The organism is Sinorhizobium sp. 8-89 (assembly GCF_030124325.1).
Lineage (GTDB): Bacteria > Pseudomonadota > Alphaproteobacteria > Rhizobiales > Rhizobiaceae > Sinorhizobium.
This window is the reverse complement of sequence record NZ_JASKLR010000001.1, coordinates 405635-430056: the sequence shown is the minus strand read 5'-3', so window position 1 is coordinate 430056 and position 24422 is coordinate 405635. Positions and strand designations below refer to the sequence as shown.

The 24422-nt window shown below is 62.4% G+C and carries 22 protein-coding genes and 1 tRNA gene; 10 read left to right on the top strand and 13 right to left on the bottom strand.

What is annotated here, in order from left to right:
• Positions 1-144: 144 nt before the first annotated feature.
• Together QN219_RS02045 and QN219_RS02040 are read right to left on the bottom strand one after the other, a co-directional pair.
• Entirely contained in the window at positions 145-1137 is a 993-nt protein-coding gene (locus QN219_RS02045) for a YihY/virulence factor BrkB family protein (RefSeq protein WP_283997568.1), read from the bottom strand.
• Between the two features lie 154 nt (positions 1138-1291).
• Positions 1292-1594 (bottom strand): hypothetical protein, encoded by a 303-nt coding sequence (locus QN219_RS02040; protein WP_283997566.1) that lies wholly within the window; start codon positions 1592-1594, stop codon positions 1292-1294.
• 259 nt (positions 1595-1853) lie between these two features.
• Here QN219_RS02040 and paoA point away from each other — a divergent pair, with 259 nt between their 5' ends.
• From paoA to paoC, 3 genes are read left to right on the top strand one after another with little or no spacing between them, the layout of a single operon-like run.
• Positions 1854-2501 (top strand): aldehyde dehydrogenase iron-sulfur subunit PaoA, encoded by a 648-nt coding sequence (gene paoA, locus QN219_RS02035; protein WP_283997564.1) that lies wholly within the window; start codon positions 1854-1856, stop codon positions 2499-2501.
• Complete coding sequence (locus QN219_RS02030; RefSeq protein ID WP_283997562.1) at positions 2498-3448, top strand: xanthine dehydrogenase family protein subunit M; 951 nt, start codon at positions 2498-2500, stop codon at positions 3446-3448. Before paoA ends, QN219_RS02030 begins: the two co-directional genes overlap by 4 nt.
• Before the next feature lie 4 nt (positions 3449-3452).
• The gene (gene paoC / locus QN219_RS02025) at positions 3453-5654 is read left to right on the top strand and encodes an aldehyde oxidoreductase molybdenum-binding subunit PaoC (protein WP_283997560.1); all 2202 of its coding nucleotides are present in this window, start codon (positions 3453-3455) and stop codon (positions 5652-5654) included.
• A 110-nt stretch (positions 5655-5764) separates the two neighbouring features.
• Here paoC and QN219_RS02020 read toward each other — a convergent pair.
• A tRNA-Gln gene (locus QN219_RS02020) sits at positions 5765-5839 on the bottom strand.
• A 294-nt stretch (positions 5840-6133) separates the two neighbouring features.
• Here QN219_RS02020 and QN219_RS02015 point away from each other — a divergent pair.
• Complete coding sequence (locus tag QN219_RS02015; protein ID WP_283997559.1) at positions 6134-7057, top strand: MBL fold metallo-hydrolase; 924 nt, start codon at positions 6134-6136, stop codon at positions 7055-7057.
• A 15-nt stretch (positions 7058-7072) separates the two neighbouring features.
• Here the strand turns inward: QN219_RS02015 and QN219_RS02010 are convergent, their stop codons facing one another.
• The gene (locus QN219_RS02010; RefSeq protein WP_283997558.1) at positions 7073-7987 is read right to left on the bottom strand and encodes a DUF1499 domain-containing protein; all 915 of its coding nucleotides are present in this window, start codon (positions 7985-7987) and stop codon (positions 7073-7075) included.
• A gap of 251 nt (positions 7988-8238) precedes the next feature.
• Between QN219_RS02010 and QN219_RS02005 the strand changes: the two genes are divergently transcribed.
• Both QN219_RS02005 and QN219_RS02000 read left to right on the top strand, forming a co-directional pair.
• On the top strand, positions 8239-8625 hold the full coding sequence (locus QN219_RS02005; protein ID WP_309486537.1) for a hypothetical protein: 387 nt from the start codon (positions 8239-8241) through the stop codon (positions 8623-8625).
• Between the two features lie 310 nt (positions 8626-8935).
• Positions 8936-9178, top strand: coding sequence for a hypothetical protein (locus tag QN219_RS02000; RefSeq protein WP_283962870.1), 243 nt, complete (start codon positions 8936-8938; stop codon positions 9176-9178).
• Between the two features lie 43 nt (positions 9179-9221).
• Here QN219_RS02000 and ppdK read toward each other — a convergent pair whose 3' ends face one another.
• The 4 genes from ppdK to QN219_RS01980 all read right to left on the bottom strand — a co-directional run bounded on the left by ppdK (position 9222) and on the right by QN219_RS01980 (position 17112).
• Positions 9222-11912, bottom strand: a complete 2691-nt coding sequence (gene ppdK, locus QN219_RS01995; protein ID WP_283997555.1) for a pyruvate, phosphate dikinase — start codon at positions 11910-11912, stop codon at positions 9222-9224.
• 181 nt (positions 11913-12093) lie between these two features.
• Entirely contained in the window at positions 12094-15555 is a 3462-nt protein-coding gene (locus QN219_RS01990; protein ID WP_283997553.1) for a chromosome segregation SMC family protein, read from the bottom strand.
• A 114-nt stretch (positions 15556-15669) separates the two neighbouring features.
• Entirely contained in the window at positions 15670-16485 is an 816-nt protein-coding gene (locus QN219_RS01985) for a DsbA family protein (protein ID WP_283997551.1), read from the bottom strand.
• A 117-nt stretch (positions 16486-16602) separates the two neighbouring features.
• On the bottom strand, positions 16603-17112 hold the full coding sequence (locus QN219_RS01980; RefSeq protein WP_283997549.1) for a DUF721 domain-containing protein: 510 nt from the start codon (positions 17110-17112) through the stop codon (positions 16603-16605).
• 193 nt (positions 17113-17305) lie between these two features.
• On the opposite strand from QN219_RS01980, the gene mutY reads away from it, so the two are divergent.
• The 3 genes from mutY (at position 17306) to QN219_RS01965 (ending at position 20309) form a co-directional block, all read left to right on the top strand.
• Entirely contained in the window at positions 17306-18400 is a 1095-nt protein-coding gene (mutY, locus tag QN219_RS01975) for an A/G-specific adenine glycosylase (RefSeq protein ID WP_283997547.1), read from the top strand.
• A 73-nt stretch (positions 18401-18473) separates the two neighbouring features.
• Positions 18474-19091, top strand: coding sequence for an HAD family phosphatase (locus QN219_RS01970; RefSeq protein WP_283997546.1), 618 nt, complete (start codon positions 18474-18476; stop codon positions 19089-19091).
• Positions 19092-19271: 180 nt separating this feature from the next.
• Entirely contained in the window at positions 19272-20309 is a 1038-nt protein-coding gene (locus QN219_RS01965) for a calcium-binding protein (protein WP_283997544.1), read from the top strand.
• Between the two features lie 170 nt (positions 20310-20479).
• On the opposite strand, the gene QN219_RS01960 is transcribed toward QN219_RS01965, so the two are convergent.
• From QN219_RS01960 to QN219_RS01950, 3 genes are all read right to left on the bottom strand, one after another.
• Positions 20480-21610: a site-specific DNA-methyltransferase gene (locus QN219_RS01960; protein ID WP_283997543.1), complete on the bottom strand. Its 1131-nt coding sequence runs from the start codon at positions 21608-21610 to the stop codon at positions 20480-20482.
• Positions 21611-21761: 151 nt separating this feature from the next.
• Positions 21762-22121 (bottom strand): antibiotic biosynthesis monooxygenase, encoded by a 360-nt coding sequence (locus QN219_RS01955; protein WP_283997541.1) that lies wholly within the window; start codon positions 22119-22121, stop codon positions 21762-21764.
• Positions 22122-22125: 4 nt separating this feature from the next.
• On the bottom strand, positions 22126-22446 hold the full coding sequence (locus QN219_RS01950) for an NIPSNAP family protein (protein WP_283997540.1): 321 nt from the start codon (positions 22444-22446) through the stop codon (positions 22126-22128).
• 72 nt (positions 22447-22518) lie between these two features.
• On the opposite strand from QN219_RS01950, the gene QN219_RS01945 reads away from it, so the two are divergent.
• On the top strand, positions 22519-23199 hold the full coding sequence (locus QN219_RS01945; RefSeq protein ID WP_283997538.1) for a winged helix-turn-helix domain-containing protein: 681 nt from the start codon (positions 22519-22521) through the stop codon (positions 23197-23199).
• 27 nt (positions 23200-23226) lie between these two features.
• Here the strand turns inward: QN219_RS01945 and QN219_RS01940 are convergent, their stop codons facing one another.
• Together QN219_RS01940 and QN219_RS01935 are read right to left on the bottom strand one after the other, a co-directional pair.
• Complete coding sequence (locus tag QN219_RS01940; RefSeq protein ID WP_283997537.1) at positions 23227-23643, bottom strand: DUF1284 domain-containing protein; 417 nt, start codon at positions 23641-23643, stop codon at positions 23227-23229.
• The gene (locus QN219_RS01935; RefSeq protein ID WP_283997536.1) at positions 23640-24233 is read right to left on the bottom strand and encodes a biotin transporter BioY; all 594 of its coding nucleotides are present in this window, start codon (positions 24231-24233) and stop codon (positions 23640-23642) included. Before QN219_RS01935 ends, QN219_RS01940 begins: the two co-directional genes overlap by 4 nt.
• Between the last annotated feature and the right edge of the window lie 189 nt (positions 24234-24422).

The window sequence follows — 24422 nt, the reverse complement described above, 5'->3', positions numbered from 1 at the left end:
GCCGATTCCGTAATTATTGTCGGTGTTTCAGACGCCTTGCCGTTCACGGGGCTTGCCGTTCACGGGTAAGGGCAAGCGACCCCGTCTCGCGGGGCCATTCGTGTCGCGGCCCGGCGTTGGTTTCCGCTCCCATGAGTTCGCCCGTCAATCGGCCGCTTTCCCCACCGTATCGGCCACGTAAGCACCGCGTTCGCCCATTGGCAGTGGCTCGCCTGTTGTGGAGTCCGTAGCTGTCTGGTGCTCGAGTTCGGCATTAAGGAGCGCCCCAACGATAAGAATGATTACCGAGATCCAGACCCACATCATGAGGCCAGCAAGTGCGCCGAGAGCGCCATATGTGGCGTTGTAGTTGGCGAAGTGTTCCAGATAGAAGGAAAAGATCCATGAGGCAGCGAGCCAGAGCAATGTGCTGAATACCGCGCCCCAGTTCAGCCATCTGAGCTTCGCCCGTTCCCGGCTTGGCCCAAAACGATAGATGAGGACGGTACCGATGGTGGCAAGAAGCAGAATGGCCGGCCACCTCGCCACCTTGGTCAAGACCTCCACCCACCGATCGAGCCACAAATAGGCGAGTACCGCCGGCACCACGCCAATCGCCACGATCAGCGCGACCGCGAACAACAGGGCTGCGAAGGTGAACGCAAGACACAAGAGGGTTCTCGACAGGAAGCCTCTCTTTTCCTGCTCACCATAGGCAACATTCATCGCATCAAAGAGCGCCGCAATGCCATTGGCAGCGCTCCACAACGAGACGAGCAGGCTCACAAGGAAGCCGATGCCGAGCGTGGTCGTCTTCTGCGTCGTCAGGTTCTGCAACTGATCCATGATGAGATCGTAGGATCCAGGTGGCAACACCGCTGCCAGGATGCCCATGTGTGTGCCGATCGCGGATGGGTCCGAGACGAGTCCGTAGATTGAAACGAGGGCAGCCAGCGCAGGAAACAGCGCCAGCAGAAGATAAAAGCTCACCCCGGCCGCGATCAGGACGATCCGCTCCTCCGCGATCTCCGATACGACTCGCCAGAATACGTCCCGCATCCCCTTCGCAGGTATGTCTCCCGGCGTGACGGCGTCCCGTCCCCGTCCCGGCTCCGTGGCCGCCAGCCTTTCGGCAATATCGGCTTCTTTCGCACCCATTGGATCGGCATCCGCTGCTAGACGAGAGCGTGCATTAGCAACTCCGGAGGAAATGCCTTGTTCCGACTATTCAGCCTCTTGCGCGCTTTTGAGACAGGCGCCGCCCCACCTTGCGCTATCCAGGATGAAAGCCAAGCCCAGCCGGCAGTCTCGATCATGCAGGGACCCGCGTGGCCGGCCAAAGCGGTTTCGCCCTCAGGTCATGATCGACGCTGTCGGGATTTCGAGATGTAAGCTGGCTATCGGTGCCCACCTCCTCTTTTCCCTCGATGCTGAAGCCGGACTTTTGCTCCCTGTCGAAGTTAGCCTCAGGTTCACCGTAGGCTCGGTTCTTTGGCTTGCTGGAGGCAGCATCGGGTTGGTCCGAATACGGCCAGCCGTCGCGGATGTTCCGCTCCTCGAAATCCCGGTAGTCTTCCTCGCGCGGCAGCGACGTGTTTTGCTTTTTCGAAGGCATCTCGATCTCCTTGCTGCATGTCACCCAACGCGCAGGCGTGCGTTTTGTTCGCAAGCAATTGGCTTCGCCCGTGCGGTTGGGCCGGACATTCATGAACACGGCTAATAGGCCTTATCAATTTTGAGGCACTATTCCGCGTCTGCCGGCGCGCTAACTTACTTGTGAACGCATGAACGGGATCGTTCCGCCGTTTGCGTTGTTTCGCCGTGGCGGCTCATCGGACAACTTCACGCCGTCCTAGACCTTTCATCATCAAGACATGGAGCTGGATATGCAAAGTCCCGGCGCACTCGAAATCTCGCGGCGCGACCTGCTGGTCGCCTCCGCCGCCACCGTTACAGTGGCGGGCGCCCCCTCACTCGCTCATTCTCAGACGAACACCCCGGAAGCATCGACAGGCACGAACGTCTCGTTCACCGTGAACGGTGAACGCCTCGAGCTCGAACTCGACAACCGGACGACGCTTCTCGACGCGCTGCGCGAGCACCTCTATCTGACAGGCACCAAGAAGGGATGCGACCATGGTCAGTGCGGCGCATGCACCGTCCTCGTCGACGGACGCCGTATCAATGCCTGTCTGACCCTCGCCGTCATGCACGAAGGCGGCAGCATCACCACGATCGAAGGATTGGGACAGCCCGGCAATCTCCATCCGATGCAGGCTGCGTTTGTCGAGCACGATGGTTTCCAATGCGGCTATTGCACCCCCGGCCAGATCTGCTCCTCCGTCGCCATGCTGGAGGAGATCAGCGCCAATATTCCGAGCCATGTGACGGATGATCTGATGGCGCCGGCCGAGATCACGGCGGCCGAAATCCGGGAACGCATGAGCGGTAACATCTGTCGCTGCGGCGCTTATTCAAACATCGTCGAAGCCATTACCGAAGTTGCGGGGAGGAAGACATGAGAGCTTTCAGCTACGAGTGCGCCTCTTCGATCGAGACGGCAGCAAAGGCCGCGGCGAGCACCGACGGCGCAAAATTCATCGCCGGCGGCACCAATCTGCTGGATTTGATGAAGCTTGAGATCGAGACGCCCACCCATCTCATCGACGTCAACGGCCTTGGGCTGGACAGGATCGAGCCGACGCCGGAAGGCGGCCTCAGAATCGGTGCCCTCGTCCGCAATACCGATCTTGCGGCCGACGAACGGATTCGCCGCGACTATGGACTTCTGTCACGCGCCCTGCTCGCCGGGGCGTCAGGACAGTTGCGCAACAGGGCGACGACGGCCGGCAACCTGCTTCAGCGGACGCGTTGTCCGTATTTCTACGACACCAATCAGCCCTGCAACAAGCGACAGCCTGGCAGCGGCTGTGCAGCGATCGCCGGCTTCAGCCGCCAGCTTGGCGTGGTCGGAGTGAGCGACGCCTGCATCGCGACGCACCCGGGCGACATGGCAGTCGCGATGCGGGCGCTCGACGCCGTCATCGAAACCATCCGAGCGGACGGCACCACGCGCAGCATTCCGATCGCGGATTTCCATCGCCTTCCGGGCAAGACGCCAGATATCGAGCATGTACTCGAGCGCGGCGAACTGATCACCGCGGTCGTCCTGCCGAAGCCGATGGGCGGCAAACATATCTACCGGAAGGTCCGTGACCGCGCGTCCTACGCCTTCGCGCTGGTCTCTGTCGGCGCCATCGTGCAGCCGGACGGAACGGGGCGCATCGCCGTTGGCGGCATTGCACCCAAGCCTTGGCGCGACGAAGCTGCCGAAAAAGAGCTTCCAAGGGGAGCTAAGGCGGCCAGCACCAGGCTTCTCGCAGACGCCCGACCGACCGAACAGAACGCTTTCAAGATTACGCTCGTCGAACGCATGCTGAGCGCGGTTCTTGCCGAAGCGAGGGGATGAGAAAATGAGATTTGACACACCAGCAACGACGAACCCGATCGACCAGCTCAAGATCGTCGGTCAGCCCATCCACCGCATTGACGGCCCGCTCAAGACCGCGGGCAAGGCGGTCTATGCCTACGAATGGCATGATCCGAACACGCCCTATGCCTACGGCTATATCGTTGGCTCGGCGATCGCCAAGGGCCGGATCCGGTCCATCGACGTCACCGCGGCAAAGAACGCCCCTGGAGTGCTCGCGGTCGTCACCACCGACGGCGTGGGGGAGTTGAAGAAGGGCAAATACAATACTGCCAAGCTCTTCGGTGGCACGGAGGTCCAGCATTACCACCAGGCAATTGCCGTCGTGGCCGCGGAAACCTTCGAAGAAGCCCGCGCTGCCGCTTCGCTCGTCAAGGTCCACTATGCGGAGGAGAAAGGTGTCTTCGATCTCGCGGCCGCCAGGGACACCGCCGTCAAGCCAGACGATGGCGAACCGGACTCCGCCGCAGGCGATTTCAATGCCGCGTTCGAGACAGCACCGGTCAAGCTCGACCAGACCTACACCACGCCGGACCAGTCGCACGCCATGATGGAGCCGCACGCCTCCATCGCCGCATGGAGTGGCGATGAACTGACTGTCTGGACGTCGAGCCAGATGATCGACTGGTGGCGGACCGATCTGGCGACCACCCTCGGGATCGACAAGGAGAAGGTGCACATCATGTCGCCGTTCATCGGCGGCGGGTTCGGCGTCAAGCTGTTCCTTCGTGCAGACGCGGTTCTTGCGGCCCTTGCTGCGCGCGAAGCGAAGCGTCCCGTAAAGGTAGCCCTCCCCCGCCCCTTCCTGATGAACAACACCACGCACCGCCCTGCTACGATCCAGAGGATCCGCATCGGCGCCGGGCGCCACGGCAGGATCACGGCGATTGCCCATGAGAGCTGGTCCGGCGATCTTCCGGGCGGCGGCCCCGAAGTGGCCGTTCAGCAAACGCGCCTGCTTTATGCTGGCGAGAACCGGATGACAGCGATGCGCCTTGCGACGCTCGACCTGCCTGAAGGCAACGCCATGCGGGCACCGGGCGAAGCGCCGGGCATGATGGCTCTGGAGATCGCGATCGACGAGATGGCCGAAAGGCTGGGGCTCGACCCCGTCGAGTTCCGGACCATCAACGATACGCAGGTCGATCCGGAGAAGCCCGAGCGACCATTCTCGCACCGCGACCTCGTCGGCTGCCTGCGCACCGGGGCGCAACGGTTTGGCTGGAAGGATCGCAGCAAGCGGCCGGGAAGCCGCCGGGACGGTGACTGGCTCGTCGGCATGGGGGTGGGCTCGGCCTTCCGCAACAATCTTGTAGTACCCTCTGGAGCGCGTGTCCGCCTCGACCGGGGAGGTGTCGTCACCGTCGAGACCGACATGACCGATATTGGCACGGGCAGTTACACGATCATCGCCCAGACCGCCGCGGAGATGCTCGGTGTTCCCGTAGACAAGGTTGCGGTCAGTCTCGGCGATTCCCGTTTTCCGGTGTCCTCGGGCTCCGGTGGACAGTTCGGAGGAAACAGCTCCACCGCGGGGGTTTATGCCGCTTGCGTCAAACTGCGCGAGGCCGTGGCCCAAAAGCTCGGCTTCAACAACGCCGACGATGTGATCTTCGCAGATGGCGAAGTCCGGTCCGGCGACCGCAGAATAACGCTTGCTGAAGCCGCCGGCGATGAAGGACTCGTAGCCGAGGATCGCATCGAATTCGGCAAGCTCACCGAGACCCATCAACAGTCCACCTTCGGTGCGCATTTCGTGGAAGTCGGGGTGGATGTGGCGACCGGCGAGACGCGGCTAAGGCGGATGCTGGCCGTCTGCGCTGCCGGTCGGATCCTCAATCCGATCACGGCACGCAGCCAGGTGATCGGTGCCATGACGATGGGCGTCGGCGCGGCCCTCTCCGAGGACCTCGTCGTCGACAAGGCGCGCGGCTTCTTCGTCAACCACGATCTGGCTGCCTATGAGGTGCCGGTGCATGCCGACATCCCCCACCAGGAAGTAATTTTCCTCGACGAGACCGACCCGATGTCGTCGCCGATGAAGGCCAAGGGGATCGCCGAGCTCGGCCTTTGTGGCGTCGCAGCGGCGGTGGCGAATGCCATCTACAACGCGACCGGCGTGAGGGTTCGCGACTATCCGATCACGCTCGACAAGTTGATCAATGGACTTCCAGAACTCAGCTAAACCCAAACCGCCGGGTGGCGAATTCGTCGCCACCCGCGGTCATTGGGGGAGATGCTGGAGCACGGGAAGAAGTGCCGGAAAATCGCGTTTTGAGCCTGAAAAGGGAGACTTGGCTGGGGCGCCTGGATTCGAACCAGGGAATGGCGGTACCAAAAACCGCTGCCTTACCGCTTGGCTACGCCCCAACTTAAGGCGGCGAGGTTACCTCGCCAAATCGTGCGCCTGATTAGCAAAGCTCGTGCGCCGTCACAATGCTTAACTTCGCTTCGCACGCAGATTTATTTCGCCGACAATAGAACGGTTCAATGCGAACAGCGACCGCCGTGTTTAAAAATTCCGGAGTGGGAAGCAGTTTCCTCCTATAACCCTTTGGCCTATTGTCGCCACGCGCCGGCGCAAGCGCGCAAGATGGCGAAGGCAGGCGCAAAGGCGATGGCCGTTGCCGGGATCGGGTACAAGTGAAAGCTAGGAAGAGACGCATGCAGGGACCGGATTTCGACCTCGACTTCAACCCGGCCCATGGTGAAGCGGTATCGGTTGCCGAGGGCGTGCAGCGCATCACTGTCAACAACCCCGGCCCGTTCACTTTCCACGGAACGAACACCTATATCGTCGGCAGGCGCTCTGTCGCGGTAATCGATCCGGGGCCGGAGGACGACGCGCATTTCCGCGCCCTTGTGGCGGCGCTCGATGGTCGCGAAGTGACGCACATCGCCGTTAGTCATACGCATCGCGACCATTCCCCCCTCGCCCGACGGCTGAAGGCTGCGACCGGCGCCATAATCGTTGGCGAAGGCCCGCACCGGGCAGCGCGCCCCTTGCACGCCGGCGAAACCAATCCGTTCGCCGAAAGCTCGGACATGGATTTCGCGCCTGACATCGCGCTTCCCGAGGGCGGACGGATCGACGGCGACGGCTGGAGCCTGACCGCCGTGATGACGCCTGGCCACACAGCAAATCATGCCGTTTTCGCGCTTGACGGCACCGGCATTCTCTTTTCCGCCGATCATGTGATGGCTTGGGCAACGAGCATCGTCGCGCCGCCGGACGGCGCCATGGCCGACTACATGGCCTCGCTGGAAAAACTATTACAGCGAGGCGACCGGCTCTATCTGCCCGGCCATGGCGGTCCGGTTAGCGATCCTGGTTCGTTCCTCCGGGCGCTTCGGGCACATCGCAAGATGCGCGAGCGCTCGGTGCTTGAACGTATCCGCAGCGGCGACCGGAAGATACCGGAAATGGTCAAGGTGATCTATGCCTCTACCGATCCGCGGCTCCATGGTGCAGCGGCACTTTCGGTCCTGGCGCACCTCGAAGACCTGGTCGAACAGGGTCGCGTCGAAACCGATGGTCCGCCATCGCTCTTCGGCGACTATCGGCTGGTCCCCGGCGGCGCTGGGTAACCCGTTGGCGCCGCGTCAACCGCCGGCGATACCCAGGAGTTCGGCGTCAAGCGCTCGCAGGAACTCTTCGGCAAAGGCGGCGCCCATGCCGAGTTCGTGCGCACCGTAGCGCGATGCCACGCGCAGGTCGACAAAGGTCGTTTCCGCCTCTTCCCGCAGCCTGATCAGCACATCGAAGCGAAAGCCGACAATCAGCGTACGCCATTCGCCCTGCAGAACGATGTCGCTGGAGCGCCGTCCGGGAAGCGTCCCGTCTATATCGGGATCGGGCGCGGGACGTGCGGCCGGAACCGGAATGACGCCCGGCTCACCGTTCGTGTCCACTCCGGCACCGGGGCGCACGGCCAGATCCTCAAAGTCCGCGCGGGCGTTCTCGACCCCGAGCTCCGCCGTGGTGGCGATGCGCGTTTCGCCAACGACCTTACGCACGCCCTGGAACACGCGGTCGAGCGCGCCGTCGTAGCGCCGTCCCGTCAGTCCTGGATAAGCGACGATTTGCGCCTCCCGATCCTGCGGCGTGACTGTCGGGTTGCGCGCAAGCCAGCTTCTTTCAGCCGCCGGAACCCTGATCCATGGCGGCGGCGTCACCGTGTCGGTGGTGACGTCGTAAATCGTCGGCCGCCTCAGATATTGCACGGCACCGAAGCCGAGAAAACCAAGCGGAGCAGCGGCATAGACCAGCGCGGACAGCGAGGCGATGCCGCCGACGGCCGCCACTTGCCACAAGCGCGCAAGCCCGATCGTCGCGAGCAGCACACCGACAAGCGCAAAGGCGCCCGACAGCAATGCCAGCGCCAGAAAATGCGGTGTGGTCAACGGACCGAAACGATGCGCCAGCAGCGACAACGCGAAGATCGCGAATGCAATGCGGGCAAGCCGGCGTGCCCAGTGGGAGGCGTGCGAATAGGGACGCTCGTAGCGGACAATCATCTAACGGAATCAATCCCCCAAGCGGAACAGACCATGGCCTTCTTAGACCATGGCTGCGGACGTGGGAACAGGGAATGCTCGCCCATCTCTCCGACAATGCCGCACTTGAAGCTTTGCCGCAAATTCGCCATTCTCGTTAACCACCTATTTCAAATTCCCGCCAAACGTTCCGTGGTGGAAGGAGTTCAACTGGAAGCATCAGCCGGCGTCGGCGAATGGAACGAGCGCACGGCAACAACGGAGAGGACATCATGGTCGCATCGGAAACAACCGTGACGAAGCCTGCCCCCACGCTCCTGCCTCAGTCAGGCGACGCGGCCATCCCGATGGCCCTGCTTGAGCTGGAACTTTCTCTCGATGGATTTTCCGGGAGCAAGGAAGAATTTGCCGCCTTTGTGCGTACGGTGGCCGCCGATATCGGCGGCGAACTGCTTTTCACCCTGCCGGCATCCGGTCTCATCGAAGATTGTCTCACGATCGCTGCCATTCGCTACAGCGATGCCGGCAAAATGCCGACAATCCTGTTCGTCTGCCTTGGCGGAGACGGAAGCGCGATCCGCGTCGAGCAGCCGAGCGAGAGAACCGCGGATCTGAAGAGCTTTGCCGAGGCCTTTGTCGGCGTGCTCGAGCGGATCTGAACAGCGGCCGGCGGTTGACCGGTCGCCTGCGGCGGGCGCATGATATCGCGGTCTAATTGAATCGCGCCTGCGGACCTTGCGTTATGCGTCACCCGTGCATGCTTGCAACCTCTTCATCCAGAGAACGAAGCGCGTTGAACCTTTTGCCTCGCTCCGCCGTGGACATGACGCCCCGCCTTTCGGCCGACCTCTGTTCCCAACCCACCGGCACCGGCGGCCCTCACCGAGATCGGCGCTAAGCAACATCTGTTGTGCTCGTGTGATCTCTGCGGAATCGTCCCGTGCCACCGGTGCCGATCAGGAGGCAATGATGAAACCTTTGAGACTGCTGACCCTGGCTGCGGCAGGATTGATGCTTGCCGGGTGCCAGACGATGACGCCGCAGGAGCGGCGCGCAAGGGACGAAACGACCTGCGCCTCCTATGGCTTTCGCCGCGGCACGGATGCGTTTGCCACCTGCCTGCAGCGCATAGAACTCGACCGTCGCGCCGAGGCACGCGCCTTCCGCTACGACAACGACTTCCTGATACGCAGGCCGTATTATTGGTATTGACGCGAACCGGTGCGCCGTCGCGGACGGCGGGCGTGGACAGCAGTCAACTTGCCGCCAGCGCCTCCGTCTTGCCGCTGCCGTTGATCGCCGCTTGCGCCGCCGCCAAACGGGCGATCGGCACGCGGAAGGGCGAACAGGAGACATAGTCGAGACCCGCCTCCTCGCAGAAGCGGATCGATGCGGGATCACCGCCATGTTCGCCGCATATGCCGAGCTTCAGACCGTTCTTGGTCCGGCGCCCGCGCTCCGCCGCAATCATGATTAGCTCTCCGACACCCTCGAAATCGAGCGAGACGAACGGATCCTGCTCGATGATGCCCTTCTGCTGATAGGTGGCGAGGAACGGGGCCGCATCGTCACGCGAGATGCCAAAGGTGGTCTGCGTCAGGTCGTTGGTGCCGAAGGAGAAGAAGTCGGCCGCCTCGGCGATGACGCCGGCGCGCAAGGCTGCCCGCGGCAGCTCGATCATCGTGCCGACGAGATAGTCGATACCAATTCCCGCTTCCCCGATCACTTCCTTGGCAACGGTCTCGATCCGTTCCTTGACGTAGTCGAGCTCAGAGCGAAGGCCGACGAGCGGCACCATGATCTCCGGGACCACAGCCGCACCGGTCTCATGCGCCGCCTCGACTGCCGCCTCGAAGATGGCGCGAGCCTGCATTTCGGCAATTTCCGGATAGGAAATCGCCAGGCGGCAACCGCGGTGGCCGAGCATCGGGTTGAACTCGTGGAGGGCATCTACCCGCTGGCGCAGTTCCGAAGGATCGATCGAAAGGACCGCGGCGACGTCGGCAATCTCCTCGTCCGTCTTCGGCAGGAACTCATGCAGCGGCGGGTCGAGAAGGCGGATCGTGACCGGCAGGCCGTGCATGATCGAGAAAAGCTCGATGAAATCCGAGCGTTGCATCGGCAGAAGCTTGGCAAGCGCCGTGCGCCGGCCCGCCTCGTCTTCAGCGAGAATCATTTCGCGCATCACATTGATGCGGTCGTCCTCGAAGAACATGTGCTCGGTGCGGCAGAGACCAATGCCTTCGGCCCCGAACGAGCGGGCGGCACGCGCATCCGCCGGCGTTTCGGCGTTGGTACGGACGGTCATCCGGCGGCTCTGATCGGCCCATTCCATGATCCTGCCGAAATCGCCTGAAAGTTCGGGCTGAAGCATCGGGATTTCGCCCTTCAGCACCTGGCCGGAAGACCCGTCGATGGTAATGACATCACCCTTCTTCAAGGTTACGCTCGCGGCAATCAGCAGTTCGTTGCGCGGATCGACGCGGATATTGCCGGCACCGGAAACGCAAGGCGTGCCCATACCGCGGGCAACGACTGCCGCGTGGCTCGTCATGCCGCCGCGGGTCGTCAGGATGCCCTGCGCCGCATGCATGCCGTGAATGTCCTCGGGGCTCGTCTCCACGCGGACCAGAATGACCTTGCGGCCTTCCTTGACCGCGTGCACGGCCTCCTCGGACGTAAAGACAATCTCTCCGGTTGCCGCCCCGGGCGAAGCCGGCAGGCCGGAACCGATAATGTCCCGCCGCGCATGGGGATCGATCGTCGGATGCAGCAGCTGGTCGAGCGAAGCCGGGTCGATGCGCGCCACCGCCTCTTCCTTGGAGATGAGCCCCTGTTCGGCCATGTCGACCGCGATCTTCAGGGCCGCCTTGGCGGTGCGCTTGCCGGACCGGGTCTGCAGCATCCACAGCTTGCCGCGCTCGATCGTGAACTCCAGGTCTTGCATGTCGCGGTAATGCCGCTCCAGCTTGTTGCAGATCGCCTCGAATTCGGCGAACGCCTCGGGCATCAGCTTTTCTAGGGAGGGTTTGTCCGAACCCGACGCGATACGCGCGGCCTCGGTGATGTTCTGCGGCGTGCGAATGCCGGCGACGACGTCTTCGCCCTGAGCGTTCACCAGAAACTCGCCATAGAGTTCGTTTTCGCCGGTCGAAGGATTGCGCGTGAAGGCGACGCCGGTGGCCGACGAATTTCCGAGATTGCCGAAGACCATCGCCTGAACATTGACCGCCGTGCCCCAGCCGGCCGGAATTCCGTGAAGATGGCGGTAGGTTATCGCACGCGGGTTCATCCAGCTCGAAAAGACGGCGCCGATCGCTCCCCAGAGCTGAACCTCCGGATCCTGCGGAAACGGCGTGCCAAGCACCTCCTCGATCGCTTCCTTGTAGCGCGATATGACGTGCTGCCATTCGACGGCAGAAAGTTCGGTATCCTGCTCGTGGCCGAGCCGCCCCTTCTCGTCCTCAAGGATTTCCTCGAAGACTTCGTGGTCGACGCCCATGACGACATCGCCATACATCTGGATGAAGCGCCGGTAGCTATCCCAGGCGAAGCGCGCATCGCCGGCGTCGTGGCCGAGGGCGTGCACAGACTGGTCGTTGAGGCCAAGGTTGAGAACGGTGTCCATCATGCCGGGCATCGACGCGCGCGCGCCGGAGCGAACGGACAGCAGAAGCGGACGGGTCGTATCGCCGAATGTCCGGCCGGTAATCTCCTCCATCCGCCGAATACCTTCCCGCACCTGCTCGCGCAGGCCGTCGGGCATGGCTCTATCGTTCTCGAAATAGCTGTTGCAGGCATCCGTGACGATCGTCAGCCCCGGCGGCACCGGCAGGCCGAGATTGCACATCTCGGCGAGGTTTGCACCCTTGCCGCCAAGCCTGTCGCGATCCCCCGCATGCCCTTCGGCCTTGCCTCCGCCGAAGGTGTATACCCATTTCGCCATGCCTGCTCTCCACCCGAAACAGCCTTTTATGACGATCTACAGTATATGCTTCGGCGTGAAAATGCACTCAGCGAAGAATTTTGCTGCAGTGCACCAAAATTGAAACCTGAAGCTGGCGCACCGTGCGGCGACGGCCGGTTCTGCCTGTTCGAAGCCGCTGGAAATGCCCAGGGAGGACCGATCAGACCACTTCCCGCATACGCTCTGCCGTCTGCAGATCGACGGAAACGAGTTGCGAGACACCCTGTTCGGCCATTGTGACGCCGAAGAGACGGTTCATCCGGGCCATGGTGATCGGGTTGTGAGTGATGATGATGAAGCGGGTCTCTGTCGAGTCCGCCATTTCGTCCATCAGGTTGCAGTAGCGCTCGACATTGTGGTCGTCGAGCGGGGCATCGACTTCGTCGAGCACGCAGATCGGCGCCGGATTGGTGAGGAAGACGGCAAAGATCAGCGCCATCGCCGTCAGCGCCTGCTCGCCGCCCGATAGTAGCGTCATCGTCTGCGGCTTCTTGCCGGGCGGACGCGCGAGGATCTCGAGGCCGGCCTCGAGCGGATCATCGCTCTCGATCAGTTGCAGTTCGGCCGTGCCGCCGCCGAAGAGATGGGTGAACAGCCGCTGGAACTGCCCGTTGACCACGTCGAACGCGGCGATCAGCCGCTCGCGCCCCTCGCGATTGAGGTTCTGGATGGCACTGCGGAGCTTGCGGATTGCCTCGATCACGTCGTCGCGCTCCTTGAGGATCGCCGCAAGGCGTTCGGAGAGCTCCTTCTGCTCTTCCTCGGCGCGAAGATTGACGGCTCCGAGCCGTTCCCGCTCGATCTTCAGCCGCTCAAGTTCGCGCTCGACGCCATGCATGCCGGGCAGCGCCTCGTCGGCAGCGAGTCCCGTCAGGCGCATTACCTCATGCGGCGCGCAAGCGAGCCCTTCTTGAATGCGCGCCTCGATCTCGACGCGCCGCTCGCGGGCCGAGACCAGGCGCTCCTCCGCGCGACCACGCTTTTCACGGGCCTCCGCGAGGTCCGAAAGCGCAGCCGCGGCCACCCGATCGGTCTCCCGCTGGCGGCCTTCCGCTTCGGCGAGAATATCGGCCGCTTCACGGCGCGACGCCTCCGCTTTCTGCAATTCACTCATCAGCGCGCGGCGCTTGTCCTCAAACTCGTCGGGCGCATCGATCAGTTCCTCGACCTCTTCCCGCGCTTCCGCCTCGCGATCGCGCAGCGTGCCGATATGTTCCTCCGCGCTCGCGGCCCTCGCTCGCCACGTCTCGCGCTCCGCGACGATCGCCGAAAGCCGGCGCAGCCGCACTTCGTTTTCGCGGGCAAGGCCGTCATGTGCGGCACGGGCTTCGGCGACCGCTGCGCGATCGGCGGCGACCAAGGCCGTCTGGTTGCGGAGGCCAAGCTCGAGTTCGGAAAGATCGGGTGCTGCGGCAAGCGCGTCATTGGCCGCCTCGATCTGTTCCGCCGCCTCGTCGACCTGTCCCTCCACCTGAAGCTTCGTTTCGGTAAGCACGGCACGACGGCGGGCGAGATCGCCCGAGGCACGCTCGGCCGTGGCCAAGGCTTCCCGCGCTTCGCCGAGTTGACGGGCGATCATGCGCTGGGCATCGCGCGCAAGCCGCAGCCGTTCATCCTCGGCACGGATGCGTGCACTGGCCGCGGTGAGATCGGCCTCGGCCCGCCGCAACGCCTCGGTCGCATCCTCGGTCTCGCTCTCGAGCTCGACAAGCCGGTTCTTCTGCGCGAGCCGCAAGGCTGCGGCGCTCGGCGCCTCCGATCCCGTCACGTGACCGTCCCAGCGCCAGACCGCGCCTTCCTTCGTCACCAGGCGCTGGCCAGTCTTCAACAACGGCAGCAGGCGCTCCGCCTCCGCTTCGCTTTCGACGATCCCGATCTGGCCAAGCACCCGCTTGAGCGCCTCCGGCCCGCGCACATAGCCGTCCAGCGGCACGGCACCAGCCGGCAAGGATGGATCGGCAGAATGGTCGCCGGGCATGCGCCAATGGGCGGGCGCCGCCTGATCCAAAGGCGAATCGAGATCGTCGCCGAGCGCCGCACCAAGCGCCGTCTCGAAACCGCGCTCGACCTTCACCTCCTCGACGATCGCCGGATAGGCCGCACCACCGACCGCCTCCAGCATCCGGCGGATCGTGCGTGCCTCGGCTTCGATGCCATTCAACGTTGCACGCGCCTGATCGACCGGCGGGCGCGCGGCAGCTTCATCGGCGCGAGCGTCGGAAAGTGCCTCTTCGATGGCGATGACAGCGGCTTCGGCTTCTTCGAGTGCAGCTTCCGCGACCTCCACCTGCCCCTGCTTTTCATGCGGATCGGGAAGTGCCGACATTTGGCGATCGAGATCATCGAGATCGCGCGTCTGGTCGGAAAGCTGACGGGCGAGACGCGCCTGCCGCTCGGAGAGATCGCGAAGCGTTCTCTCGATCTGATTGCGGGCAGCCTGAGCCTCGGCACGCTCAGCCGTCAGCCGTTGAAGTTCGGCCTCGCTGATCGACAGGGTCCCGTCGGCCGCCTCCAGCCGTTCGCGCGCTTCGCCGGCGCGGTCATCCGCCTCCGCCAGGACGTCCTGGAGCTCCGCCTCCTCCTCGTCGAGGCGAGCGAGAATGCCGGCATTGTCCGCAACCAGCCGCTCCTCGCGCGCGACATCCTCGGCGAGCTGCGCCAGCCGGCGCTGCAATTCATCGCGGCGCCTGAGGATCCGGCCTGCATCCTCCTCCAGTTGCGCGCGGGCGATCTGCAAGCGCTGCAGTGCCGCCGCGAGCTTCGCCTCGTTCTCGCGCAGTTCCGGCAGCTTGAGGCTGGCGATCGCCTGGGCTTTCGCTGCCTCCATCTGGATCTGCGCCTTCTCGGCGACCAATGCGGTGATCTGGTTCAGCTGGCTTGTCGCCTCGGCCTCAGCTTCCTTGGCCTGTACCCAACGGATATGGAAAAGGATCGCCTCGTGCCGGCGGATATCGGCCGACAGCATCTTGAAGCGGTTGGCCTGGCGGGCCTGGCGTTTCAGGCTCTCGATCTGGCTTTCGAGCTGGGACGTCACGTCGTCGAGCCGCTCGAGGTTGGTCTCGGCCGCTCGCAGGCGCAATTCGGCCTCATGGCGGCGCGAATGCAGGCCGGAAATGCCGGCCGCCTCTTCAAGAAGCTGGCGCCGGGCCTGGGGTTTGGCGGCAATTAGTTCGCCGATCCGGCCCTGGCCAACCATCGACGGCGAACGCGCGCCGGTTGACGCATCGGCAAAAAGCAGCTGCACATCCTTGGCGCGCGCTTCCTTGCCATTGATGCGGTAAACCGATCCCTGCTCGCGCTCGATGCGGCGGGTCACCTGGATCTCGTCGCTGTCGTTGAAGGCGGCGGGCGCCGTGCGATCGGCGTTGTCAAGATAGAGGCCGACTTCAGCCGTGTTGCGCGCCGGCCGGTTGCCCGATCCGGAAAAGATCACATCGTCCATGCCGGAGGCGCGCATGTTTTTGTAGGAGTTCTCGCCCATCACCCAGCGGAGCGCTTCGACAAGATTCGACTTGCCGCAGCCGTTCGGCCCGACAACGCCGGTCAGGCCTCGCTCGATGACGAATTCGGTCGGTTCGACGAAGGATTTAAAACCGAGCAGACGAAGCTTGTTGAACTTCATCAGCCGCACCTCGGCTGGCGGCCGCCGAGCCATTCGCCATCAGGACGAGGCGGATAGAACGAAAAAACGGGCGCACGGCTGCCGCCGTCGCCCGTTTTCAGGAAAAGCGAAGGATCAGAGCTTGCTGTCGATGAGGGCCGACATAACGTCAACCGACATGTCCCCCGAATAGTGCTCACCATTGACGAAGAAGGTCGGCGTCGACTTGACGCCGAAATCCTTGGCGCCCCTCTGCATCACTGCATTCACATCATCCAGAAGTTTTTGGTTCGTCAAGCAGGCCTCGAAGCTCTCCTGTGTAAAACCGGCGAGTTTGGACATTTGCAAGAGCGCATCACGGCCATTCTGCGCTGCGGCCCATTGCTCCTGCTGCTTGAACAGCATGGAGATCATCGGGAAATACTGTCCTTCCGGCGCGCAGCGCGCCAGCATGAAGGCCGCAGCCGCACGCGGATCGAACGGGAACTCGCGAATGATGAAGCGCACCTTGCCGCTGTCGACATATTTCGCCTTGATGGCGTCGAAGGTCTTGTTGTGGAAGTTCGCGCAGTGCGGGCAGGTCATAGACATGTACTCGACGATCGTCACCGGCGCATTGGCTTCGCCGAGCGCCATTTCCGGCAGCGCGCCCGGTTCGAGCAGCTTCTTCACATCGACAGTGCCTTCCGGCTGCGGCAGCTCAACCTTGGCGGCAGTGGATGGGGATGCCTGGGCAACTTCGGTTTCAGCAGGCTTTGCCTCGCTGGTGGCGGCCGGTGCTGCCGGGGTGGACGCAGTGGTCGTCGCCTCCGCGGTCGCGCTGGTTTCGGCCGGCGCAGTCGAAGCCGCCTCCTTCTTCTCCTCGCTGCAGGCGGCGAGCACCAGGGCGAGCGCGGCGACGGCAGCACCGCCCAGAAGGCGTTTCGAAAGGCTCTTTTCGGAAGCGGACATGAATTTGACCCGTGTTCTATGAGGGAAAATTGAATTGCGAATTCGATAACTTGCCTTGCTGGAGGCGACAAGGGGCGGCGTCTCAACTGAATTCAAAGAAATGTGACCGCTTGAAGATCAGCTTCTCTTCGGACGCGACGAAAACACGGCGGTCCCAAGGCGCCGGAGCGCTGCCTTCAGCGCCTCGTTTTCCACGCCTTCCACCATGGCTTCGAGTTTTCGCGCGGGCTCGCCGACGAGCGGACGCGAACGACGGAACGGCCTAGGCGCCGCAACCGGCTTCTGCACGATGCGCACTTGCCCGATCGCATGGAAACCGAAGAAGCCGTTGATGCGCTGGATAAGCTCGCCCTGGGCGTGAGTCAGGAAAAGTGCTCTCGCGCCCTCGCAGGCGACGGTCAGAACACCCGGTTGATGGCCGCCCTCGCCGCCCATTTCGGAGGCGCGCCGCGGCCAGGCGATTTTTTCCGGCCGCGTACAGTCGGCAAACTCGGGCCCGGCGATCTCGTCCCAGGACCCCAGCAGCATGGTGTTGATGCCCGCGCGCTTGGCGAGCACCGGATCGATAAGGCCGTTCGCGACCTCGCTGATCTGGACGACGCCCTTGCGGGCCTTCTCTTGATTCACCGGCACGACTTTCTGTTTGCAACTCCGATTGCGCCTTGCGGCCTACTGCATGTTTCCTTAAATCATCGCCGATTTAAGGATAAACACATGCAGCCATTCAAAATGCTACAGCGTCCTTTGCGCGTCTGATAAGACGCGTGGCGCTGTAGGCTGACGTCATCCAACTATAGGCCGGAAAAGGATTCCCCGGCAAATGATGCACGACACCCCGAAGGCGGCGGAAGCCACCTTTCTTCTCCTCGACTGGTATGATCGCCACCATCGCGACCTGCCATGGCGGGTCTCGCCGCCTATGGCGCGAAAGGGCGCGGTCGCCGACTCCTACCATGTCTGGCTGTCCGAGGTCATGCTGCAGCAGACCACCGTCCAGGCGGTCAGGGCCTATTTCAACAAGTTCCTGAAGCTTTGGCCGACGGTCGGTGATCTTGCCGCTGCAGATACGGAAGACGTGATGAAGGCCTGGGCCGGGCTCGGTTATTACGCCCGCGCGCGCAACCTGAAAAAATGCGCCGAAGCGGTGGCGGGTGAGCACGGCGGGCACTTTCCGAACACCGAGGAGGGGCTGAAAGCACTTCCAGGCATCGGCGACTACACGGCGGCGGCGATCGCCGCGATTGCCTTCAACCGCCGAAGCGCCGTTCTCGACGGCAATGTCGAGCGCGTGATTTCGCGACTCCATGCCATCGAAACGCCGCTGCCGGCCGCCAAGCCCGAAATGCGGGCGCGTGTCCTTGCCCTGACGCCGGTGGATCGCCCGGGGGATTTTGCGCAGGCGATGATGGATCTCGGCGCGACGATCTGCACCCCGAAGCGGCCAGCCTGTTCGCTCTGTCCTTTCCGTTCAAGCTGTCTGGCACTTGCGACGGCCGACCCCGAAACCTTCCCGCGCAAGGCGGAAAAGAAGCAAAAGCCGCTACGTCTCGGCGCAGCTTTCGTGGCGATCGACAACTCGAACGCCGTCTACCTGCAGAAGCGCGCCGACACGGGCCTTCTCGGGGGCATGACCGAGGTTCCCGGCACAGGATGGACGGCCCGCCGCGACGGCGAGACCACGATCGATGCCCAGCCCTTCGCCGCGCCCTGGGCGCCCTGCGGAGCGATCACGCATATTTTCACGCATTTCGAGTTGCACCTTTCGGTCTACCGCGCCAATGTCCAGCGCGCCGAGACGGGCGCGAACGGATGGTGGGAACCGATCGCGTCACTCAAGGCGCAGGCGCTGCCAACCGTCATGAAAAAGGCAATCGCCCAGGCTATACCAAACGCCTTCAAGGCCGAGCGAAACTAGATAGAGCCAAGGCATGAAGCGTTTTTCGTCAATCTCCCCCGCACAGAACCTGTTGGACAACCAAGGATTGCCGATGAGCAGCGCCAACATCCGCCACATCGTCTTTGACATCGGCAAGGTGTTGATCCACTACGACCCACATCTTCCCTACTGCCGCATCATTCCCGACGAGACCGAGCGCAACTGGTTCTTCGCCAAGGTCTGCACGCACGACTGGAACGTCGAGCAGGATCGCGGACGCTCATGGAAAGAGGCGGAGGAAATCTTGATACGGGAACACCCGGACCGCGAGGAACAGATTCGCGCATTTCGCCGATGCTGGCAGGAGATGGTACCGCATGCCTATGTCGAGACCGTCTCCCTGATGGAGGGACTGATCGCCGAAGGACGCGACGTCACCATGCTCACCAATTTTGCGTCCGATACGTTCCGGGAGGCGCAGAAGCTCTTTCCGTTCCTGACGCTGCCGCGCGGCGTGACGGTCTCCGGTGACGTCGGGCTGATCAAGCCGGACGTCGCAATCTACGAGGCCCATGCCGAGGCCTTTGACCTCGATCCCGCCGCCACGCTCTTCATCGACGACAGCATCGCCAATGTCGAAGGCGCGCGCGCTGCGGGCTGGCATGCGGTTCGCTTCACCGACCCCGAGAAGCTGAAGGTCGACCTCGCGGCGTATGGCATTCATCACTAGATCATTTCACTGTTTCCATTGAAACGGTGAAATGATCCAACTCTTTGAGTCGCACGATTTTTTAATGTCCGTGGTGGCTGTGAAATCACCAAAGCGCCACAATCGGTTCAGCCGTCATTCAGGTCTCACCCTTAATGATCACGGCCAGAATTCGACGCCCACCCCGAAAGGTTCTTCTCCATGGCCACGCGTATCTACGGAACGAACTACAGCGATAAGATCGTTCAGAACGGTTACATCTCGGTTGAGATCTATGCACTTGATGGCAACGACCAGATTTACCTGAACAGGACTGACGCCTACGGCGGATACAACTTCGTCGATGCCGGCTACGGCAACGACATGGTCGTGAATTACTTCGAGGGTGGCAACGATATCTTCATGGGTGCCGGCGACGACCTTTACATCGCCGACGCACGTGTCCGCGACGCAAGCTCCTATGACGTAGTTTCCGGCGGCACCGGCAACGACCGGTTTGAGATTGAGACCTACGCCAGCGACTATTATGGCGATAGCGGCAACGACACCTTCCTCTCCGTCGGTTTCAAGAACTATTTCAACGGCGGAACCGGAGTCGATACGATCAGCTATCAACTGCAGGACAGCTTCAGCTCGGAGCGCGGCAGAGGGGTGACGATCGACCTCGGCTATAAATATGCGACCACCGGCACGGGTCGTCGGGAAGACCTGATCAGTATCGAGAATGCGACGGGCACGAATTACGGCCACGACGATATTACCGGCAGCTCGGTCGCCAATGTCCTGCGCGGGCTCGGTGGCAACGACATTCTTGACGGCCTCGGCGGCAACGACTTTCTCGACGGCGGCAGCGGTGCCGACGATCTCTATGGCGGCTCCGGCGCAGACATCCTGCGCGGCGGGACAGGGTTCGATTATCTGGTCGGCGGTACTGGCGCCGACGACTTCGACTTCAATTCGATCAGCGAAACGGCGGTCGGCAGCAGCCGCGATGTGATCACCGATTTCCATCGTTCCGAATACGACGTGATCGACCTTTCGACGATCGACGCCGACACGACCTGGAGCGGCAATCAGAGCTTCACCTTCATCGGCAGCAGCACCTTCTCCGGAGAGGCGGGCGAGCTCAATTTCCGCTACGGGGTCGTCTCCGGTGACGTCAATGGCGACGGCTACGCCGATTTCCAGATCAAGGTCAATGGCGTCTCCAGCTTGCGGTTCGACGACTTCTTTCTCTGATACGCTGCATCTCTCGATGGAAGACCTGCCGCGGCGGGTTTCCTTTTCCGACATTGATTACAAACGCCCGGAATCCTTGCGGATTCCGGGCGTTTAAAGCTCTCCCTCCGGGACTGAAGGTACAAAAACCGGACGGAGCGCCTTTCGAAGACCCGAGCGGAACTGGTTGATCAGTTCAGTTTTGCCAGGTCATTTCGAATGACGGATCGGAGTTCGTCGATCGGCTTCAGGCTGCTCCCCTCTTCGAAGTGCCAGAATGTCCAACCGTTGCAGGCATCGAGCCCCTGAACTTTCGCGCCAAGGCGATGGATGGAGCCCGCCTCGCCGCCCGAGGCGAGCGTACCATCCGCACGCACGATAGCGCTGTAGCGGCGCTTTGCATCGGTTAGGACCGTGCCGGGCTTGATCAGCCCGCTTTCGATGAGCGTGTTGAAGGCAACGCGCGGTTCCGCCTTCTTGCCGGTCATCACGGAAAGCGTCGCCTTACCGAGCGGCTCGACGGCGGCGATGCGTTCGGCGGCGGCGTCGATGTAGTCCTGTTCGCGCTCGATGCCGACGAAATGGCGACCGAGGCGCTTGGAAACAGCGCCGGTGGTGCCGGAGCCGAAGAAGGGATCGAGCACGACGTCGCCGGGCTTGGTCGAGGCCATCAGGATACGGGCGAGAAGCGCCTCCGGCTTCTGCGTCGGATGCACCTTCTTGCCGTCGTCACCCTTCAGGCGCTCATTGCCCGAGCAGATCGGGAACAGCCAGTCGGAGCGCATCTGAACGTCGTCGTTTGCCGCCTTCATGGCTTCGTAGTTGAAGGTGTAGCCCTTGGCCTTCGCGTTCGGCGTCGCCCAGATCAGCGTTTCATGCGCGTTCTGAAAACGTCGGCCCTTGAAGTTCGGCATCGGATTGGTCTTGCGCCAAATGATGTCGTTCAAGATCCAGAAATGCAGGTCCTGCAGAATTGCGCCGACCCGGAAAATATTGTGATAGGAGCCGATCACCCAAAGCGTACCGGTCGGTTTGAGGACGCGGCGGCAGGCGAGCAGCCAGGCGCGGGTGAAGGCATCGTAAGCCTCGAAGGAGGCGAACTGGTCCCAGTCGTCGTCGACGGCGTCGACCAGCGATTGATCCGGGCGATGCAGCATGCCGCCGAGCTGAAGATTGTACGGCGGATCGGCAAAAACAACATCGACGGAATTATCGGGAAGCGCGTTCAGCGCTGCCACGCAATCTCCCTTGATGATGCTGTCGAGCCAGCTCAACGGACGGGCGGCACGGGAGATTTCGGCAAGCGAAACAACTGAAGACATTGGACAACTCGCAAATACGCTTACTCGGACTGACTATACGCTTATGGTTACCGAAGATGGTTACCAAAGGCTGAAGCCGCTCCAGAAAAATTCGCGTCCATGCTTATGCCGACCAATCCGCGATCAGTGGTTCACCTGTGCAGCGCTTTCCTCAAGTCGTCTCGTCCCGATCATGCCACTGGCGGCTGTCGGCCGGCGCCTGATCGCGATCGTTGAGACCGTAGTCCCGGACGACTGCCGCGATCCTCAGCCGGTAGTCGGCAAAGACTCCACGCCGGCCCGCCTCCTGCGCGGTGCGATGCTCGGCGCCGATGCGCCACGCCTGCACCGCCGTTTCATCGCGCCAGAAGGAGAGCGACAGCAGCTTATTCGGATCGGTGAGGCTCTGGAAACGCTCGATGGAAATGAAGCCATCGATGCTGTCCAGAAGGGGCCGCAGATCGGCGGCAAGGCCGAGATAGGTGTCACGCCTCCCTGCGGCCGGCACAACTTCGAATATCACAGCAATCATCGCGTCACTCCTTTCCATGCGGCAGAGAGACATTCCTCAAAAAGATGCGTTCCTCCTTCAAGATGAAGCGTTCCCTCCGCGCGAACTCGTAGTTCTCGCGCCCAAGCGGGTCGGCGGCGAGTGTGGCGCGATAGGCTTCGTAGGCGGCGAGGCTTTCGATGTTGTAGACGCCGTAGGCGGTCGTCGCCGAACCTTCGTGCGGGCCGAAATAGCCGATGAGATCGGCGCCGCAGCGAGGGATGGCTTGGCCCCAATTGCGGGCGTAGGTCGCAAAGTCGTCCTTGCGAAACGGATCGATCTCGTAACGGATGAAGCAGGTGATCATGGTTTTCTCCTTCTGGCTTGGGAACAATTATGCCTCCTTGTCCGGCGCGAATGCTTCGATTAAGATCGAAGTATGAAGGAAGGTCCGGACATTGCCTTGATCGGCTCGCTCATCGGCGATCCTGCGCGCGCCAATATGCTGACCGCGCTGATGGGCGGTCGGGCATTGACGCCGACGGAGCTTGCGGCACATGCCGGAATCACATTGCAGACCGCGAGTTCACACCTCGCCAAGCTCGAGGCTGGCGGCCTGTTGACGCAGCGCAAGCAGGGCCGCCACCGCTATTATGCCTTGAGCGAGGATGAGGTCGGGCTGATGCTCGAAAGCATCATGGGTTTTGCAGCGAGCCGCGGCCTGACGCGCCATCAACCGGGGCCGAAGGACCCGGCGCTGAGAAAGGCGCGCGTCTGCTACAATCATCTGGCCGGCGATTACGGCGTACGCATGCTCGACAGCCTGGTGGCCGCACGGCAGATCGCAGTGACAGGCGAAGACCTTGCGCTGACCGATGGCGGTCGCGCCCGCGTCGAGGCGCTGGGCATCGACTACGCCGCGCTCAAGAAATCACGCCGACCGATCTGTCGGACCTGCCTCGACTGGAGCGAGCGCCGTTCGCATCTCGCCGGCTCGCTCGGTGAGGCGCTCCTGACCCTCTTCATCGACAAGGGCTGGGCGAAGCGCGAGCAGAACAGCCGTGCCATCCGCTTTACCGCCACTGGCGAAAAAGCCTTCTCAGAGCTCTTTCCGCAATAGGGATACGGCAGCCGACGCCGGCACTCCTCAAACGAGCACGCCATCAAAGCCATCGGTCGCGACGCGTGTACAAAGCGTGGACCATTCGCATTCGTCGCAGGCGGCGCGAACAGAGCCACGCGTAAAGGCGCCGCGCAGGTCCTGAAGGCGGCCATCATCGAGAATGAGAACCGAGCCGGGACCAAGCGGCAGCCCGAGCAGGTTGGATACCGCAGCCAAAGCCCGGTTGTCGCGACAGCGGATATTTTCGTTACGGCAATGCGCCTCGGGCACATCCCGCATCGGCGCGCAGATATCGTCCGGCCCGTCGACAATCTCGATCGGCTCGCCGGCCGAAAGGCGACCGGCAATCTGGCGATAGTTGCGGGTGAACGAGGGCGTATAGCCCTCGCCCACGAAGGTCAGCAGACACAGAAGATGATGCCCGCGCAGGCGAACCATCAAAACAGGCCTGCCGGCTTGCGAATGGAGCGCTGGATTGCCTTGAGAACCGCCGCCGCTAACGCTGATTTCAGGACCGCACCGAGCAGGAATGGAGCGGCGCCCAACATGATCGCCTCTTCGAGGCCGATCAGCGTGGCAAGCCACGCCACACCGATGACGAGGCAGAGGATATTGGCGGAGAAGTGCGCCAGGAAGCTCAGCACCACCCGATCACCCGTCCAGCCGCGCGCGGCGAGCCAACCGGCGAGGCCGCCGATCAGCGGAAACGAGGCGAGGTAACCGGCCGTCGGACCGGCAAAGTGGACGATGCCGCCCGCGCCATTGGCAAGCACCGGCAGCCCGACCAAGGCCTCCGTCAGCCATGCCAGGATGGTGACCACACCCAGACGCCAGCCGTAGATGACGCCGATCATGGTGATTGCGAAGGTCTGCATGGTGATCGGCACCGGCACCATCGGCACGCTGATCTGCGAGGAGATTGCAAGGAAGCCTGTGCCTGCCAGCACGAACAGCGCCTTGAGTGGCCACGCTTTTCCGTCGAGACGCAGCGGATCGAAAACGGGCGAATGCGCAGAAACAAGATCGGACATTGGTTCTCTCAAGTTGGAATTCAGAATTATAGATAATTTCTGGAACTATCTATAATTATCCAATAGCCGTAAGCCGAGACGCGATCAATAGTCATGAGGCTGCGAACTGGCGCTCGCAACCGAATGGAAGCTCTGGAGCGACGCATCCACGCGCCTCCGGCTGGAGAAATTATAGATAATTTTGAATCG

Excerpts from the sequence above, each read along its gene's own strand:
- QN219_RS02045 (WP_283997568.1), bottom strand. The coding sequence starts at position 1,137 with ATGGGTGCGAAAGAAGCCGATATTGCCGAAAGGCTGGCGGCCACGGAG.
- QN219_RS02040 (WP_283997566.1), bottom strand. The coding sequence starts at position 1,594 with ATGCCTTCGAAAAAGCAAAACACGTCGCTGCCGCGCGAGGAAGACTAC.
- paoA (WP_283997564.1), top strand. The coding sequence starts at position 1,854 with ATGGAGCTGGATATGCAAAGTCCCGGCGCACTCGAAATCTCGCGGCGC.
- QN219_RS02030 (WP_283997562.1), top strand. The coding sequence starts at position 2,498 with ATGAGAGCTTTCAGCTACGAGTGCGCCTCTTCGATCGAGACGGCAGCA.
- paoC (WP_283997560.1), top strand. The coding sequence starts at position 3,453 with ATGAGATTTGACACACCAGCAACGACGAACCCGATCGACCAGCTCAAG.
- QN219_RS02015 (WP_283997559.1), top strand. The coding sequence starts at position 6,134 with ATGCAGGGACCGGATTTCGACCTCGACTTCAACCCGGCCCATGGTGAA.
- QN219_RS02010 (WP_283997558.1), bottom strand. The coding sequence starts at position 7,987 with ATGATTGTCCGCTACGAGCGTCCCTATTCGCACGCCTCCCACTGGGCA.
- QN219_RS02005 (WP_309486537.1), top strand. The coding sequence starts at position 8,239 with ATGGTCGCATCGGAAACAACCGTGACGAAGCCTGCCCCCACGCTCCTG.
- QN219_RS02000 (WP_283962870.1), top strand. The coding sequence starts at position 8,936 with ATGAAACCTTTGAGACTGCTGACCCTGGCTGCGGCAGGATTGATGCTT.
- ppdK (WP_283997555.1), bottom strand. The coding sequence starts at position 11,912 with ATGGCGAAATGGGTATACACCTTCGGCGGAGGCAAGGCCGAAGGGCAT.
- QN219_RS01990 (WP_283997553.1), bottom strand. The coding sequence starts at position 15,555 with ATGAAGTTCAACAAGCTTCGTCTGCTCGGTTTTAAATCCTTCGTCGAA.
- QN219_RS01985 (WP_283997551.1), bottom strand. The coding sequence starts at position 16,485 with ATGTCCGCTTCCGAAAAGAGCCTTTCGAAACGCCTTCTGGGCGGTGCT.
- mutY (WP_283997547.1), top strand. The coding sequence starts at position 17,306 with ATGATGCACGACACCCCGAAGGCGGCGGAAGCCACCTTTCTTCTCCTC.
- QN219_RS01970 (WP_283997546.1), top strand. The coding sequence starts at position 18,474 with ATGAGCAGCGCCAACATCCGCCACATCGTCTTTGACATCGGCAAGGTG.
- QN219_RS01965 (WP_283997544.1), top strand. The coding sequence starts at position 19,272 with ATGGCCACGCGTATCTACGGAACGAACTACAGCGATAAGATCGTTCAG.
- QN219_RS01960 (WP_283997543.1), bottom strand. The coding sequence starts at position 21,610 with ATGTCTTCAGTTGTTTCGCTTGCCGAAATCTCCCGTGCCGCCCGTCCG.
- QN219_RS01955 (WP_283997541.1), bottom strand. The coding sequence starts at position 22,121 with ATGATTGCTGTGATATTCGAAGTTGTGCCGGCCGCAGGGAGGCGTGAC.
- QN219_RS01950 (WP_283997540.1), bottom strand. The coding sequence starts at position 22,446 with ATGATCACCTGCTTCATCCGTTACGAGATCGATCCGTTTCGCAAGGAC.
- QN219_RS01945 (WP_283997538.1), top strand. The coding sequence starts at position 22,519 with ATGAAGGAAGGTCCGGACATTGCCTTGATCGGCTCGCTCATCGGCGAT.
- QN219_RS01935 (WP_283997536.1), bottom strand. The coding sequence starts at position 24,233 with ATGTCCGATCTTGTTTCTGCGCATTCGCCCGTTTTCGATCCGCTGCGT.